This is a genomic window from Actinoplanes sp. NPDC049548 (assembly GCF_040676695.1).
GTDB lineage: Bacteria > Actinomycetota > Actinomycetes > Mycobacteriales > Micromonosporaceae > Actinoplanes.
In genome coordinates, this window is record NZ_JBFAPM010000009.1 from 161,500 (window position 1) to 175,573 (window position 14,074).

Below are 14,074 nucleotides of genomic sequence, written 5' to 3' on the forward strand. Positions count from 1 at the left end.
CGCAACAACACCCTGAGGAGAAAGTGCATGACCGAGATTTTCAAGCCCGAGGTGGACCGCCGGACGCTGCTGCGCCGAGCGGCCGCCGTAGGCCTGCTGGCCACGCCCGCCGTCAGCATGCTCAGCGCGTGCGTCGGCGGTGGCAAGGATGACGACACCACCTCCGACAAGCCCAAGGGCACGGTCTCGGCGACCAACCCGCTGGGCATCAAGGAGGACGAGCCGCTGGAGATCATCATCTTCAACGGTGGTCTCGGCACCAAGTACGCGACGGACGTCCACATCCCGTCGTACAACAAGCTCTTCCCGAACTCCAAGGTCACGTTCAACCAGACCGAGGAGATCTCGACCGTGGTGCAGCCGCGGTTCACCGCCGGCAACCCGCCGGACATGATCAACAACTCCGGCTCCAAGCTGATGGACCAGGGCGCCCTCGTCCAGGCCGGCCAGGTGCAGGACCTGACCGACCTGTTCGCCGCGCCGTCGGTGGACATCGCGGGCAAGACCGTCAAGGACACCCTGATCCCCGGCACCGTGGAGCAGGGCACGTTCAACGACAAGCCGTACGTCCTCAACTACGCCTTCACCGTGTTCGGCCTGTGGTACTCGGGCAAGCTGTTCAAGGACAAGGGCTGGACCGTCCCGACGACCTGGGCGGACTTCACCGCTCTGCTCGACAAGATGAAGGCCGCCGGCATCACCCCCTACGGGTACGCGGGTGCCAACGCGCCCTACTACCAGTACACGGTGATCCTCACCAGCGCCGCCAAGATCGGTGGCGCGGACATCCTCAAGAACATCGACAACCTCGAGGACGGCGCCTGGACCAACGACGCCGTCAAGCAGGCCGCGGCCGCGTGGGCCGAGGTCGGCGCGAAGTACTCGGACAAGGCGTTCCTGGGCCAGAAGCACACCGAGGTTCAGCTCAAGCAGAACCAGTACAAGGTGGGCCTCTACCCGTCCGGCTCCTGGCTGGAGAACGAGCAGGCCAAGGACACCCCGGCCGGCTTCGACTACCAGCTCATGCCGCTGCCGAGCGTGACCACCGCCGACAAGCTGCCCGTCACCGCGCTCTACGCCGCGGCCGGCGAGCAGTACTTCGTCGCCAGCAAGGGCAAGAACCCGCGCGGCGGCATGGAGTACCTGCGCCACATGCTCTCCAAGGCCGGTGCGATCGGCTTCACCCAGCTCACCAAGACCCTGACCGTGGTCGCGGGCGCCACCGACGGCATGGAGATCAGCGCCGGTCTGACCTCGGGCAACAAGGCTCTCGGTGCCGCCGGTGCGGACACCTTCAGCTTCCGTTTCGACACGTGGTACAAGAAGCTCGACGACGAGGTTCGTGCCGCCACCAACGAGCTGATGTACCAGGGCGGGACCGCCGACAAGTTCTGCGAGCGCATCCAGAAGGTCGCCGACGCGGTCAAGAAGGACTCCTCCATCGAGAAGTTCCACCGCTGACCATCACACCCCTGACGACGTAGACGCGATCACGAACGGAGCACAGAACCATGAAGCACGGCAGGTACCCGTTCATCATCGGCTTCCTGATCGTGCCGGTGGCCATCTATGGGACGTTCGTGGTCGCGGCTTACCTTCAGGCGTTCCAGTTGTCGTTCACGAACTGGCGGGGCTTCTCGCCGGACGTGCACTACATCGGGTTCGAGAACTTCAACCGGCTCTTTCACGACAGCACCTTCTGGAAGGCGATCCAGCATCATGTGGTGCTGCTGATCTTCCTTCCGCTGCTGACGATCATCCTGGCGCTCTTCTTCGCCTTCCTGCTCAACGTGGGCGGCGGCTCGAAGGGTGGCCGGACCCGGGGGGTCTGGGGGTCGAAGGTCTACCGCGTGGTGTTCTTCTTCCCCCAGCTGCTCGCCCTCGCCCTGGTCGCCGTGATCTTCGCGCGGGTCTACTCGCCCGACGAGAGCGGCCTGATCAACGGCATGCTCAACCAGTTCGGCGCCGGCCCGATCCTGTTCCTCGCCGACAAGAACCTGGCCCTCTGGTCGATCCTGGCCGTGCTCGTCTGGCAGGCGGTCGGCTTCTACGTGGTGCTCTTCTCCGCGGGCATGGGCTCCATCCCCACGGAGATCTACGAGGCGGCGGCGCTGGACGGCGCCACCCGCGGCACGCTGTTCTTCAAGGTCACGCTGCCGCTGCTGTGGAACACCATGCAGGTCGCATGGGTCTACCTCGGCATCGCCGCCTTTGACGCGTTCGCCCTGGTCAACGTCATGTCGGTGGACCGGGGCGGCCCGGACGGGGCGACCACCGTGCTGGGCCTCGAGATCTTCCGCAACATGCAGGACTACGCACAATTCGGCTACGCCTCGGCGATGGGCGTCGTGCTCTTCTTCCTGACCATCACCTTCGCGGCGCTGACCCTGCGGGTCACCCGGCGCGACGCCGTCGAGCTCTGAGCCGTACCGGGAGCCTGAGATGACCAATCTGCGTACCGATATCTCCGCACCGCCGCCCGGCACCGTGCCCTACCCGGGAAGGCGGCACGCCGCCGCGGCGGCCCGCGACAAGGGCGACGCCAAGCTCTTCAGCGGTTTCGCCCATGTCGCCCTGGCGATCTGGGGCATCCTGGTGGTCGCCCCGCTGATCTGGGTGATCCTGGCGTCGTTCAAGAGCAACACCGAGATCTTCACCCACGCGCCGTTCAGCCTGCCGAGCAAGCTCTCGTTCGAGACCTACAAGACGGCCTGGACCGAGGCGCACATCGGCCGCTACTTCCTCAACAGCGTGTTCGTGGTGGCGCTCAGCACCGCCGGCACCATGATCTTCGGGTCGATGGCCGCCTACGTGCTCGCGCGCTACAAGTTCCCCGGCAACCGCTTCATCTACTACCTGTTCGTGTCCGGCCTGGCGTTCCCGGTCTTCATGGCGATCGTGCCGCTGTTCCTCATCCTGCAGAACCTCGGCCTGCTGAACACGTACACCGGTCTGATCCTGGTGTACATCGCCTACTCGCTGCCGTTCACGGTGTTCTTCATGACGGCGTTCTTCAAGACGCTGCCGAACCACGTGGCGGAGGCTGCGATCGTCGACGGCGCCTCGCACACCCGGCTGTTCTTCCAGGTCATGCTGCCGATGGCCCGGTCCGGCCTGGTCAGCATCACGATCTTCAACATCGTCGGCCAGTGGAACCAGTACCTGCTGCCGGTCGCGATCATGCAGGGCCAGGGCGCGGACCAGAAGTGGGTGCTCACGCAGGGCATCGCGAACATCTCGGTCTCGGCGGGCTACCAGGCCAACTGGGCCGCGCTGTTCGCGGCTCTCACTCTCTCGATCCTGCCGATGATCATCGTGTACGCGTTCTTCCAGCGGCAGATCCAGTCCGGCCTCACCGCCGGCGCGACGAAGTAACCCCTGCTCAGGGGGCGATCAGGCCCATATACGCGAGCTTCTGCTTGATGGTGTCGGGCGCGAACGGCTTGAGGACGTACTCGTGCGCCCCGGCCGCCAGCGCCCGCACCATCTGGCTGTGCTCGCCCTCGGTCGTGACCATCATCATGCACATGTCCCGCAGCGGCGGCATCTTGCGGATGTGACGGATCAGCTCGAGGCCGTCCATCACCGGCATGTTCCAGTCGATCAGCGCCACGTCCGGCACCGTCGGGATCTCGACCAGCAGGTCGAGGGCCTCCTGCCCGTTGCTGGCCTCGTACGCGGCGAAGCCCAGCTGACCCAGGACGCGCTGCAGGATACGGCGCATCGTGCTCGAGTCGTCGACCACCAAAGCAAGCATCAGGTCGCCTTTCGATGAGGGTGGGGCAACGGACTCCCATCGGCGGGCGTGACCGCTTCCTGAGCGGATCGCCGGCCGCTATCCGCGTGACGGCCGGCTCAGTCGGTGCAGCGCAGTGCTGCCGCCTCCGTTGCCATCTTCTCCCCGGCACGCGGCTTCTCGTCGCAGTCGAGCACGCCGGTGACGGTGGAAGTCCAGGACGTGACGGTGCCGGAAACGGTCAGGGCACCGCAGCGGTAGTCGAATGTCGCTTCGCGGGCGTACACGCCTTTGAACTCGACGATCCGGCCGGGGCCGTGGACGGTCGTGGCGCCGGCCCCACTGTGGGCCACCTCGCCCATGGACGGACTCACCGAGTCCGGGTTGATCCGGTGCAGGAAGGCGTTGTACACCAGCTGCCGCGGGATGTCGCCGGCTGTGACGACCTGGGCGACGTAGCGGGTCACGGGTTCGAACGTCGAGTCCAGGCGGCCACCCTTCGGGGACCTGATGGTGATCCGCTGGCCGACCTCGGTCAGGACCTCGCGCTTGCGGATCGGCCCGAAGTCGATGTCCGGGTCGTCGCACGCCGCGGCGATCGCGGGGGCCGACGATGCGGGGCTCGCGCCGGGGCGGCTCGGAGCCGGGTCGGAATCACAGCCGCTGAGGGCGCTCGCGCCCGCCAGCAGCGCCAACCCGGCGATCTTAGGGCGAATGTCCATCAAATGATCATGGACTATTGGAGGGGAGAATGTCGTACCCCTGTTCCAGAATGACGGGGTGCTGGTAGCGGCGGTCTCCGACGACGGGAGCTGGCACGGCCCCGGACATCTCCAGGTCGTGCACCCCGACGGCACGCCCGTGTCCGCGCCGCTGCCGGTGACCGATCTGCCGGCCGCGATCGCCGAGCGCGAGGCCGCCGAGCGCCCCCGCTGGGTGTGGGCGGCCACCGCCGACGGCTATCCCGCCCTGCTGCGAGCCGGGGTGCGCGTCGGCCGTTGTCACGACGTCGAGCTCACCGAGGCGCTGCTGCTCGGCCACGCCGGCCGGTGGGGCGAGCCGCGGTCGCTCGCCGCGGCCTTCGCGCGGCTCACCGGTGGTCCCGTGCCGCCGGACCCGCCGCCCCGGACACCGCAACCGCCCGGCTTCGCCCAGGGCGCCCTCTTCGAGACCGTCGCCGGTCCGCGGCCTGCCGCCGGCCCGGTGGTCCTCGACGCTTTGACCAAGGTGTACGCGGACCAGCAGCGGCGCACGGCCGCGACGGGGCAGCCGGCCCGCTTCGCGCTGCTCGTGGCGGCGGAGTCGGCGGGTGCGCTGACCGGCGCGGAGATGGGCCACACCGGCATCCCGTGGCGCGCGGACATCCACGACGAGCTGCTGCGCGACCTGCTCGGCCCGCCCCAGCCCGTCGGCCCGCCGCGCAAGCTCGCCGAGCTGGCCGCCGAGATCAACGCCGCGTTCGGGATGCGCGGCCTGCACCCCGACTCCCCGGCCGAGGTGCTCCGCGCGTTCGCCCGGGCCGGCATCGACATTCCGAACACCCGCGCCTGGGTGCTGCGCAAGGTCGAACACCCGGCGGTCAAGCCGCTCCTGGAGTACAAGGAGCTCTACCGCATCTGGACGGCGCACGGCTGGGCCTGGCGCGACGCGTGGGTGAGCGAGGGCCGCTTCCGCCCCGAGTACGTCCCCGGCGGCGTGGTCTCCGGCCGCTGGGCCACCCGCGGCGGCGGCGCCCTCCAGGTCCCCAAGGTGGTCCGGCGCGCCGTGGTGGCCGACCCCGGCTGGCGCTTCGTCGTGGCGGACGCGGGTCAGCTCGAGCCGCGTGTGCTGGCCGCAGTGTCGGGCGACACCCGGCTCGCCGCGGCCGGCGTCGCCGACGACCTGTACGCCGCCCTCGCCGCGGACGCCTTCGCGGGCGACCGGGCCCGCGCCAAGGTGGCCCTGCTCGGCGCCATGTACGGCCAGACCGGCGGCGCCGCCATCCCGGCCCTCGCGGTGCTGCGCCAGAACTACCCGATCGCCTTCGACTACGTGGAGGCGGCGGCGCGCACCGGCGAGGCCGGCGGGTTGGTCCGCTCCTGGCTGGGCCGCACCTGCCCACCCGCCTCGACCGCCTGGCGCGACTCGGGACTCGACCCGCCGGAGGAGGCGGGATCCGCGGAGGCGCCCCAGGGCGGAGCCTCCGGCCGCGCCCGAGGCCGCTTCACCCGCAACTTCGTCATCCAGGCGACGGCGGCGGAATGGGCCCTGGTGCTGCTCGCGACGCTGCGAACGGCGCTGGAGGGCCTGCGCGCGGAGATCGTGCTCTTCGTCCACGACGAGGTCGGGGTGCACTGCCCGCTCGACGAGACGGAGGCGGTGGTGGCGGCCGTCCGCGCAAGTGCGGCCCGGGCCGGGGAGCTGCTGTTCGGCCGGACGGAGGTACGGTTCCCGCTGGATGTGTCGGTGGTCGAGTGCTACGCGGACGCGGCGTGAGCGGCCCGGCGTGCGTTCCGCGACGTGCGTTCCGCGGCCAGCTCCGGCTCGCGTGCTGACGGCGAAGGCGGCCGGAGCGATCCGCTGTGTCGGCCGATGCGGTTACCCTCCGGCGGGGCGCGGGCGAATCGTCCTCATTACGACTGATCCGGGACCTAGGCTGTCGCGGATGTGGGTGACCGAGCTGGTGCGCAGACACCTCGAGGCGGCGAAGTTCGTGGTGGTCGGCGTGATCTGCTTCGTCGCGACAGCCGTCATCAACTACGCGCTCAAGCTCACCGTCCTGCACGCCAAACCGGTCACCGCCCTCGGCATCGCCACGATCGTCGCCACGATCCTCTCGTACGTGTTGAACCGGGAGTGGTCGTTCCGCAGCCGCGGCGGTCGCGAGCGGCATCACGAGGCCGCGCTGTTCTTCGCGGTCAGCGCGGTCGGCGTCGTGCTCACCGTGCTGCCGCTCGCTGCTTCCCGGTACGTCCTGCATCTGCGCGAGCCGAACGTCGGCCGGCCGGTGCAGGAGATCGCGGACTTCGTCAGCGGCATGCTCATCGGCACGCTCATCGCCATGTGCTTCCGGTTGTGGGCGTTCAAGCGGTTCGTGTTCCCGCAGCCGGAGGGCCGGGTCCACCGCGCCCGGCCGGTCACTGGCGAGCCCCGCGTCCCGGAACGGCGGGACTGACCGCGATAGCGTTTCGGCGTCAGGCGGGTGACCAGGCCGGTCACGAACAACAGGAGGACCATGCGCCGCATCGCGTTCGGATCGCAGGTGTGCGGCCGCCTCGACGAGGGGGCTGTGCGCGAGTGGCTCGTCACCGACGGCTGTGGCGGGTATGCCATGGGGACCGTCAGCGGGCTGCGGACGCGGCGCTATCACGGGCTGCTCGTCGTCGCGGGCCGGACGCCTGCCGCGCGGCAGCTGGGGCTGGTTTCGCTCGATCCGGTCGTCACGCTGGCGTCCGGGGCCGTGGTGCGGCTCGGCACTCACGAGTGGGCCGACGGGGCTGTCGCTCCCCGGGGGCATGAGCTTCTCTCCGGGTTCGAGCTGGTCGACGGGCTGCCTCGGTGGCGGTGGCGGATCGGTGACGTGGTGATCGAGCGGGAGATCGCGATGGCGTACGGCCGCAGCAGCCTGGCCGTCGTCCACCGGCTGCTCACCGGCGGGCCGGTCAGCCTGCGGCTGGAGGCGCTGTGCACGTGGCGGGACGTGCACGGGGAGCGGACCGCCGGGGGACCCGAGCCGGTGGTCGCCGAGGTCGACGGCGGGTGCGTGGTCGAGGACGCGTACCGGCTGCGGGGGCCGGGGTTCCGCGGCGCGGGGACGTGGTATCGCGGCGTGCGGCACCGCGAGGAGGCGGCGCGCGGGCTCACCGCCGTCGAGGATCTCTGGTACGCGGGGAGCTTTCACGCCGAGCTGCGCCAGGCCGGGGCGACCGCGTCGGTGTCGGCGTGGGCGGGTGACCTGGACGTCGCTCCGGAGCCGGCGGAGGAGGTCGTCGCGGGTGCGCGTACCCGTAACAGGGCCGTGGTGGCAGCGGCCGCGCCGGCCGACGATGCTCAGGCGACGCTGGCGCTGGCCGCCGACGCTTTCGTGGTGCAGACCGCGGCCGGGCCTGACGTGGTCGCCGGGTATCCGTGGTTCGGGGCGTGGTCGCGGGACACGATGATCAGCTACGAGGGGCTGTTCCTCGCGACCGGGCGGGAGGCGGTCGGGCGTTCGCTGCTGCAGAGCTACGCCGCGACGTTGTCCGAGGGCATGCTCGCGAACACCGCCGACAGCGGCAGCGTGGAGTACAACACAGTCGACGGCACCCTGTGGTTCCTGCACGCGGTGGGGCGGCACGTGGCGTTGACGGGTGACACGGATCTCGCCGCCGAGCTGCTGCCGGACCTGCGCTCGGTCGTCGACGCGCACCTGGACGGGACCCGGTACGGCATCGGTGTCGACCCGGCCGACGGGCTGCTCCGGCAGGGCGCCGACGGTGCGGCGCTGACGTGGATGGACGCCCGGGTCGACGGGGTGCCGGTGACGCCGCGGGTGGGCAAGCCCGTGGAGGTGAACGCGCTGTGGGTCAACGGGCTCGCGATGGTGATCAAGCTGGCCTGGCAGGCGCGGACCAATGCGGGCGCGGCGACCAGGGCGCATCCCGCGGCGCTGGCGTCGTTCGCGCGGCGGTTCCCGGCCGGTGGCGGGCTTCTGTACGACGTGGTCGACGGGCCCGGCGGGGACGATGCGACGTTGCGGCCCAACCAGCTGCTGGCCTGGTCGCTGCCGTACGCGCCGCTGCGGCCCGAGCCGGCCGCGCTGCAGACGATCGGGGCGGCGCTGATGACGCCGCTGGGCCCGCGCAGTCTCGCGGCCTCGGCGCCCGGTTACCTCGGCCGGCATCGCGGCACGCCGGCGCAGCGGGACACGGCCTACCACACGGGCACGGTGTGGCCCTGGCTGACCGGCCCGTACGTGGCGGCCTGGCACCGGCTCGGGGTGTCGGCGGAGCAGACCCTGTCCGACGCCGACGGTCACCTCGGCGAGTACGGGCTCGGGTCGGTGTCCGAGACGGCGGACGGGGACGCGCCGCACGGGGCCACCGGCTGCCCGTTCCAGGCGTGGTCGGTCGCGGAGGGCCTGCGGGCACGCCGGTTGGCGGGGCCGTAGGGTTCTGCGGGTGCCGGCATCCGAATACGTCAAGAAGCTCCGCGCCCGGGTGGGCAACGACCTGATCATGTTCCCGACCGTCACCGCCGTCGTGCTCAACGACCGCGGGGAGATCCTGCTCGGGCAGCGCAGCGACAACCACCGGTGGGCGCTCATCGCCGGGATGATGGACCCCGGCGAGCAGCCGGCCGACGCGGTCGTGCGGGAGGTGCTGGAGGAGACCGCCGTCCACGTCAAGGTGGAGCGCCTGGGCGGGGTGGCCCTGCACCAGGTCACCTACCCGAACGGCGACCGCTGCGACATGGTGAACACCTGGTTCAGGTGCCGGGCCACGGGCGGCGAGGCCCGGGTCAACGACTCGGAGTCGATCGCGGTCGGCTGGTTCGCGCCGGACGCCCTGCCGGAGCTCAGCCCCTTCGCTCACCAGCGCATCCGCACCGCCCTCGACGACGGCGCCCCCGCCTGGTTCGCCCAGCCCGGCGAGACCGTGGACGGCGGTCAGGCCAGCCAGCCGGGGCGGATCAGCCCGGCCTCGTAGGCGAGCACCACGAGCTGCGCCCGGTCGCGGGCGCCGAGCTTCACCATCGTGCGGCTCACGTGGGTCTTCGCTGTCGCCGGGCTGATCACCAGGCGGGCCGCGATCTCGTCGTTGGACAGTCCCTCGCCGACCAGCACCATCACCTCCCGTTCCCGCTCGGTGAGCTGCGCGAGCGTGCGTTCCACCGCTTCGGGCGGGGCGGCCGGGCGGCCCCGCCCGCCGGGGGCGGCGAACTCGCCGATGACCCGGCGGGTGACGCTGGGCGACAGCAGGGCGTCGCCCGCCGCGACCGCGCGGATGCCGCGGAGCAGCTCGACCGGCTCGGTGTCCTTCACCAGGAAGCCGGACGCGCCCGTGCGCAGCGCCTCGAACACGTACTCGTCGAGCTCGAACGTGGTGAGGATGACCACGCGGGTCGCGGCGAGGCCGGGGTCGGCGGCGATCCGGCGGGTCGCCTCGAGGCCGTCGACGCCGGGCATGCGGATGTCCATGAGCACCACGTCGGGGCGGGTCTCGGCGGTCAGGCGTACCGCCGCGAGGCCGTCGCCCGCCTCCGCGACCACCTCGATGTCCGGCTCGGCGTCGAGCAGGGCCCGGAAACCCGCCCGGACCAGGGCCTGGTCGTCGGCGAGCAGTACCTTGATCAACTCTTGTCCCCCCAGGCGGTCGGCAGGGTGGCGGCCACCAGGTACCCGCCCTCGGGCAGCGGGCCGGCGCTCAGCGTGCCGCCCAGGGTCTCGGCGCGGGCCCGCATGCCCGCGATCCCGGAGCCCGAGCCCGCGTCGTCCGGCTGAGGTGGGGCCGCCGGGCCGTCGTTGCGGATCCGCAGGCGCAGCTCGGCGGGCGCGTACTCGATCGCGACCTCGGCGGCTCCCGCGGCGGCGTGGCGGCGCACGTTCGTCAGGGCCTCCTGGACGATCCGGTACGCCGCCCGGTCCACCTCCGCCGGCAGCGGGCGCTTCGGGCCGGTCGTGATAGTGCTGACCGGCAGCCCGGCGTCCGCGGTCAGGTCGTCGAGCCGGTCCAGCCCCAACGCAGGCTGGCGGGGCGCCGCCTCCTCCTCCGGGCGCAGCACACCGAGCACCGCCCGGACCTCGCGCAACGCCTCGGCGCTCGCCGTCTTGATCGCCGTGAGCGCCTCGCGGGCCTGCTCCGGCCGGTTGTCCATCAGGTGCAGCCCCACCCCGGCTTGCACGTTGATCAGCGACAGGTGGTGGCCCAGCACGTCGTGCAGCTCCCGGGCGATGCGCAGCCGCTCGTCGGAGGCCTGCCGGCGTTCCTGCTCCTGCCGGGCCCGCGCCCGCTCGGCGTTCACCTTGGTCATCTCGGCGATGTACGCCGCCCGGGACCGCGACGCGCCGCCGAGGACCATGGCCATCCCGAGCCCCAGCGCGGCGAGCACGGCGTCGCGAATCCCCGGCCGCACCGCCGCGGAGACCCCGAGCGGGGCGGCGAAGACCCAGGTGACCGCCAGGTAGGCGGTGTACAGGGCGGCGGCCACGGCGAGGGCCGGGCGGCCGCGGCCCGTCCGGACGGCCGTGAACAGGGCGATGGCGGGCGCGACCGCGTACGTCCACGACGGCGGCAGCTGGGTCGCCACGGCGATGGTCGCCGCACCGGCAACCGCCAGGACGGCCAGTGGCTTCTTGTCACGGCCGAGCAGCGCCAGCGGCCCGGCCAGCAGCAGAGCGCGCGTCACGCCGTCGGCCGGGTGAGCGAGCGCCGCGGCATCGGGGAAGTTGGCGAAGACGTGGAAACACACCGCACCGATCACGGCGCCCATGCCGGCGCCGTGCCGAGGCGGCCGCCAGGAACGCTGGTAGCGGGGGTGGTGTCGCACGAGGACGACGCTACGGCACCCCGGCCCGGCCGGGCATCGGCGCGAGGATCGATACGCCCCTGCCACGCCGGGAGTAGCGGCGCGCGCCGGCGTACTCCTGAGGGCGTACGCCCCACGCAGACGGTGCGCCGCTGTGCCCGTACCGAATGCTCCGCAGGACCGACGCGGCCCGGCGCCGGCGCGCCCACCCTGGAATGCAGCACCCGCGACTCTCCAGGAGGAGACCATGTATCCCAACGACGCCGCCCGGCTCCGCACCTCCGACGCCGAGCGCGAGCAGGTCGCGGCCATCCTGCGGGCCGCGATGACCGAGGGGCGCCTCACCCTCGAGGAGGGTGAGGAAAGACTCGGACAGGTGTACGCGGCCAAGTACCGCGACGAGCTGGCGCCGCTCACCGCCGACCTGCCCGACGGCGGCCGCCGCGCGCTGGCCGAGACGCCGCAGGCCCGCGCCGCGACACGCCGGGGCGTGCGCCGCCACGCCGGCTTCGTGGCCGTCCTGGCAACGGTGCTGGTCGGGTTGTGGGCGCTCTCCGGCGCGCACTTCTTCTGGCCGGCGATCCCGCTCGCGTTCCTGGTCATCGGCCTGATGCGGCACGCCCGCTACGGCGCAGAGGCCCGCAACCACTACTACCGCCGGCACGTCGCCCCCTGGAACGCGCCCGACTATCGGTGATCATGCCCACTCCACTGTAGACGTGGCGGTCGTTGCCCACCCCCTCCCGCGATGCGACAGTAATCCGCCTACGGGGAGGGGTGGGCACGACCATGATGGGTCCGTCGCACGCACTGTCGGGCGCGTCGGTCTGGCTGGCCGGCAGCTGGGCCCTGGACCACTTCGCCGGGTACGCCCAGAGCCCCCTGGCCGTCGCGGTCGGCGCCACGGTCTGCGCGGGCGGCGCGCTGCTGCCCGACCTGGACCTGTCCGGCAAGGTGACCCGCAACCAGGGCGGCGCCACGGTGGCCCGCACCTTCGGCGTGTTCTCCCTGTTCGTCGCCGAGGTGGTCGAGAAGATCTCGCTGGGCGTGTACACGGCGACGAAGCTGAGCCGCGACCCCCGCAGGAACAACGGGCACCGCACGTTCACCCACACCCTGCCGTTCGCCGGCCTGGTCGGCTGGGGCACGACGACCGCCTGCGCCGCGTACGGGAAATGGGCGGTCGTCGCCATCGTCTTCTTCATGGCCGGCCTGGCGCTGCGCGGCCTCTTCGACGAGTGGGCGGAACGCGCCGGCTGGGTCATCGTCACCCTTGCCGCCGGCGTCATCGCCTGGGGCACGGGAGCGAACCTGCCGGGCGACCGCGGCTACCCGATGCTGGGCTTCGCGGTGGCGGTCGGCTGCGTGGTCCACCTCTTCGGCGACATGATCACCAAGAACGGCGTCCCGATCCTCTGGCCCATCCCCACCGGCCGCCGCATGTGGCGCATGGTCGGTGTTCCCAACGGGATGGCGGTCAAGGTGGGCGGCAAGGGCGAGACGCTGGTGCTGCGCTCTTTGTTCACGGTGGTGGCGGTGCTGGCGGTCCTGGGCATGTTCGCGCCGCACGTCCTTCAGAACCTCGACCTGGAGAAATGGGCGGACGGCTAGCGGGCTCCCGTTCCGGGTGGTAGTCGATGGATGGGTGCCGGACATGTACGTCCTGGATGCGTTCGCATCCGGAGACGGAGCATGCTCATGGCGCTGGCCACCGAAAACGTCCCGGTCGTAGCAAAGCCCACCGGCACCGCCACTAGCGGCGCCGGCTCGAGCCGGCCGCCGCGTCTGCTCGCGCTTGACGGGTTGCGGCTGGTGTGCGCGCTGGCGGTCGCCGGGTACCACTTCGGTGACTCGTGGCGGCTTGACGGTGTGCGTCCGCCCGCGCAGCACCTGCCGCACGCCGCGCCGGTGCTGATCTACGGTTTCCTCGGCGTCGAGGTCTTCTTCCTGATCAGCGGTTTCGTGATCTGCATGAGTGCCTGGGGGCGGTCGGTGCGCAGCTTCGCGGCGTCGCGGGTGGCGCGGTTGTATCCCGCGTTCTGGGTGGGTGTGGTCCTCACCGCTGTCGTCATCACGGTGCTGCCGGTGACCGTCGGGGTGCCTGTCTCCGGCACGCCGAGCCTGGGCGAAGTGGTGGTCAACCTGAGCATGCTGGCCGAGCCGCTCAACACGCCGCTGGTCGACACCGTGTACTGGACGCTGTGGGTGGAGTTGCGGTTCTACCTGATCATGATGTTCCTGGTCGGTACAGGGCTGACCGACCGGCGGGTGCGGGTGTTCGGTACGGCATGGCTCGCCGCGGCCGTCGTCCTGCCCCTGTTCCCGGGGGCGCCGTTGCGGGAGGTCGTCATGCCGGACTTCGCACCGTATTTCGTCGCCGGGATGACGATGCTCCTGCTGCGCCGCTCGCGTCACGACCGGTGGTCGTGGGTGCTGCTGGCCTGTTGCTGGCTGGTCAGTCTGCAGCACGTGGAGGTGCGGACGTTGGACCTCAAACCGGGCTTCGTGGTCCCGGTCTGGCCCGCGCTGGTGCTGATCACGGGCGCGTACGGGGTGCTGCTGGCGATCGCTCTGGGTGTCACGGACCGGCTCGACTGGCGGTGGCTGGGTACCGCCGGCGCGTTGACCTATCCGTTCTACCTGCTGCACCAGCGCATCGGTTACAGCCTCATCCGTACCGCGCAGGCCCACACCGAGCTGCCCGCGTGGGTGCTGATCGCCGGTGCCGTGGCGATCCTGCTGACGGCCGCGTGGCTGGTGCACCGCCTGGTCGAGCGCCCTCTGGCCCCGCTGCTGAGACGATGGATCGGCACCGGGCGTCTCGCCGGCAGGATCGGGGTGTAGCGGTGGGTG

The 14,074-nt window shown here is 71.3% G+C and carries 14 protein-coding genes; 10 read left to right on the top strand and 4 right to left on the bottom strand.

The genetic code is table 11. The features are described 5' to 3' along the window. The first annotated feature begins 27 nt into the window (after nt 1-27). The 3 genes from ngcE to AB0J80_RS19770 are packed head-to-tail and all read left to right on the top strand — an operon-like array spanning nt 28 to nt 3,375. Entirely contained in the window at nt 28-1,461 is a 1,434-nt protein-coding gene (gene ngcE / locus AB0J80_RS19760; RefSeq protein ID WP_364706671.1) for an N-acetylglucosamine/diacetylchitobiose ABC transporter substrate-binding protein, read from the top strand. A gap of 50 nt (nt 1,462-1,511) precedes the next feature. Continuing rightward, nucleotides 1,512-2,423 carry a sugar ABC transporter permease gene (locus AB0J80_RS19765; protein WP_364706674.1) on the top strand — a complete coding sequence of 304 codons (912 nt, stop codon included), beginning with the start codon at nt 1,512-1,514 and terminating at the stop codon, nt 2,421-2,423. A gap of 19 nt (nt 2,424-2,442) precedes the next feature. Then, complete coding sequence (locus tag AB0J80_RS19770; RefSeq protein WP_364706677.1) at nt 2,443-3,375, top strand: carbohydrate ABC transporter permease; 933 nt, start codon at nt 2,443-2,445, stop codon at nt 3,373-3,375. 7 nt (nt 3,376-3,382) lie between these two features. Here AB0J80_RS19770 and AB0J80_RS19775 read toward each other — a convergent pair whose 3' ends face one another. Together AB0J80_RS19775 and AB0J80_RS19780 are read right to left on the bottom strand one after the other, a co-directional pair. After that, a complete protein-coding gene (locus AB0J80_RS19775) occupies nt 3,383-3,757 on the bottom strand; it encodes a response regulator (protein ID WP_364706680.1) in 375 nt (124 codons plus the stop codon). A gap of 98 nt (nt 3,758-3,855) precedes the next feature. Continuing rightward, entirely contained in the window at nt 3,856-4,458 is a 603-nt protein-coding gene (locus AB0J80_RS19780) for a hypothetical protein (protein WP_364706682.1), read from the bottom strand. Between the two features lie 58 nt (nt 4,459-4,516). On the opposite strand from AB0J80_RS19780, the gene AB0J80_RS19785 reads away from it, so the two are divergent. The 4 genes from AB0J80_RS19785 to AB0J80_RS19800 all read left to right on the top strand — a co-directional run bounded on the left by AB0J80_RS19785 (nt 4,517) and on the right by AB0J80_RS19800 (nt 9,402). After that, nucleotides 4,517-6,211, top strand: a complete 1,695-nt coding sequence (locus AB0J80_RS19785) for a bifunctional 3'-5' exonuclease/DNA polymerase (protein WP_364706685.1) — start codon at nt 4,517-4,519, stop codon at nt 6,209-6,211. A gap of 169 nt (nt 6,212-6,380) precedes the next feature. Then, nucleotides 6,381-6,890, top strand: a complete 510-nt coding sequence (locus AB0J80_RS19790; protein ID WP_364706688.1) for a GtrA family protein — start codon at nt 6,381-6,383, stop codon at nt 6,888-6,890. Between the two features lie 60 nt (nt 6,891-6,950). Beyond that, nucleotides 6,951-8,864, top strand: coding sequence for an amylo-alpha-1,6-glucosidase (locus AB0J80_RS19795; protein ID WP_364706690.1), 1,914 nt, complete (start codon nt 6,951-6,953; stop codon nt 8,862-8,864). A gap of 10 nt (nt 8,865-8,874) precedes the next feature. Then, nucleotides 8,875-9,402: an NUDIX domain-containing protein gene (locus tag AB0J80_RS19800; RefSeq protein ID WP_364706692.1), complete on the top strand. Its 528-nt coding sequence runs from the start codon at nt 8,875-8,877 to the stop codon at nt 9,400-9,402. Here AB0J80_RS19800 and AB0J80_RS19805 read toward each other — a convergent pair. Beyond that, a complete protein-coding gene (locus AB0J80_RS19805; RefSeq protein ID WP_364706694.1) occupies nt 9,363-10,049 on the bottom strand; it encodes a response regulator transcription factor in 687 nt (228 codons plus the stop codon). The two genes, AB0J80_RS19800 and AB0J80_RS19805, sit on opposite strands and share 40 nt — an antisense overlap. Beyond that, nucleotides 10,046-11,242, bottom strand: coding sequence for a sensor histidine kinase (locus AB0J80_RS19810; protein WP_364706697.1), 1,197 nt, complete (start codon nt 11,240-11,242; stop codon nt 10,046-10,048). Before AB0J80_RS19810 ends, AB0J80_RS19805 begins: the two co-directional genes overlap by 4 nt. A gap of 226 nt (nt 11,243-11,468) precedes the next feature. Between AB0J80_RS19810 and AB0J80_RS19815 the strand changes: the two genes are divergently transcribed. The 3 genes from AB0J80_RS19815 (at nt 11,469) to AB0J80_RS19825 (ending at nt 14,065) form a co-directional block, all read left to right on the top strand. Next, a complete protein-coding gene (locus AB0J80_RS19815; protein WP_364706699.1) occupies nt 11,469-11,918 on the top strand; it encodes a DUF1707 domain-containing protein in 450 nt (149 codons plus the stop codon). Between the two features lie 92 nt (nt 11,919-12,010). Next, on the top strand, nt 12,011-12,832 hold the full coding sequence (locus tag AB0J80_RS19820; RefSeq protein WP_364706701.1) for a metal-dependent hydrolase: 822 nt from the start codon (nt 12,011-12,013) through the stop codon (nt 12,830-12,832). An 87-nt stretch (nt 12,833-12,919) separates the two neighbouring features. Further along, nucleotides 12,920-14,065, top strand: coding sequence for an acyltransferase (locus AB0J80_RS19825; protein WP_364706702.1), 1,146 nt, complete (start codon nt 12,920-12,922; stop codon nt 14,063-14,065). The last annotated feature ends 9 nt before the right edge of the window (nt 14,066-14,074 follow it).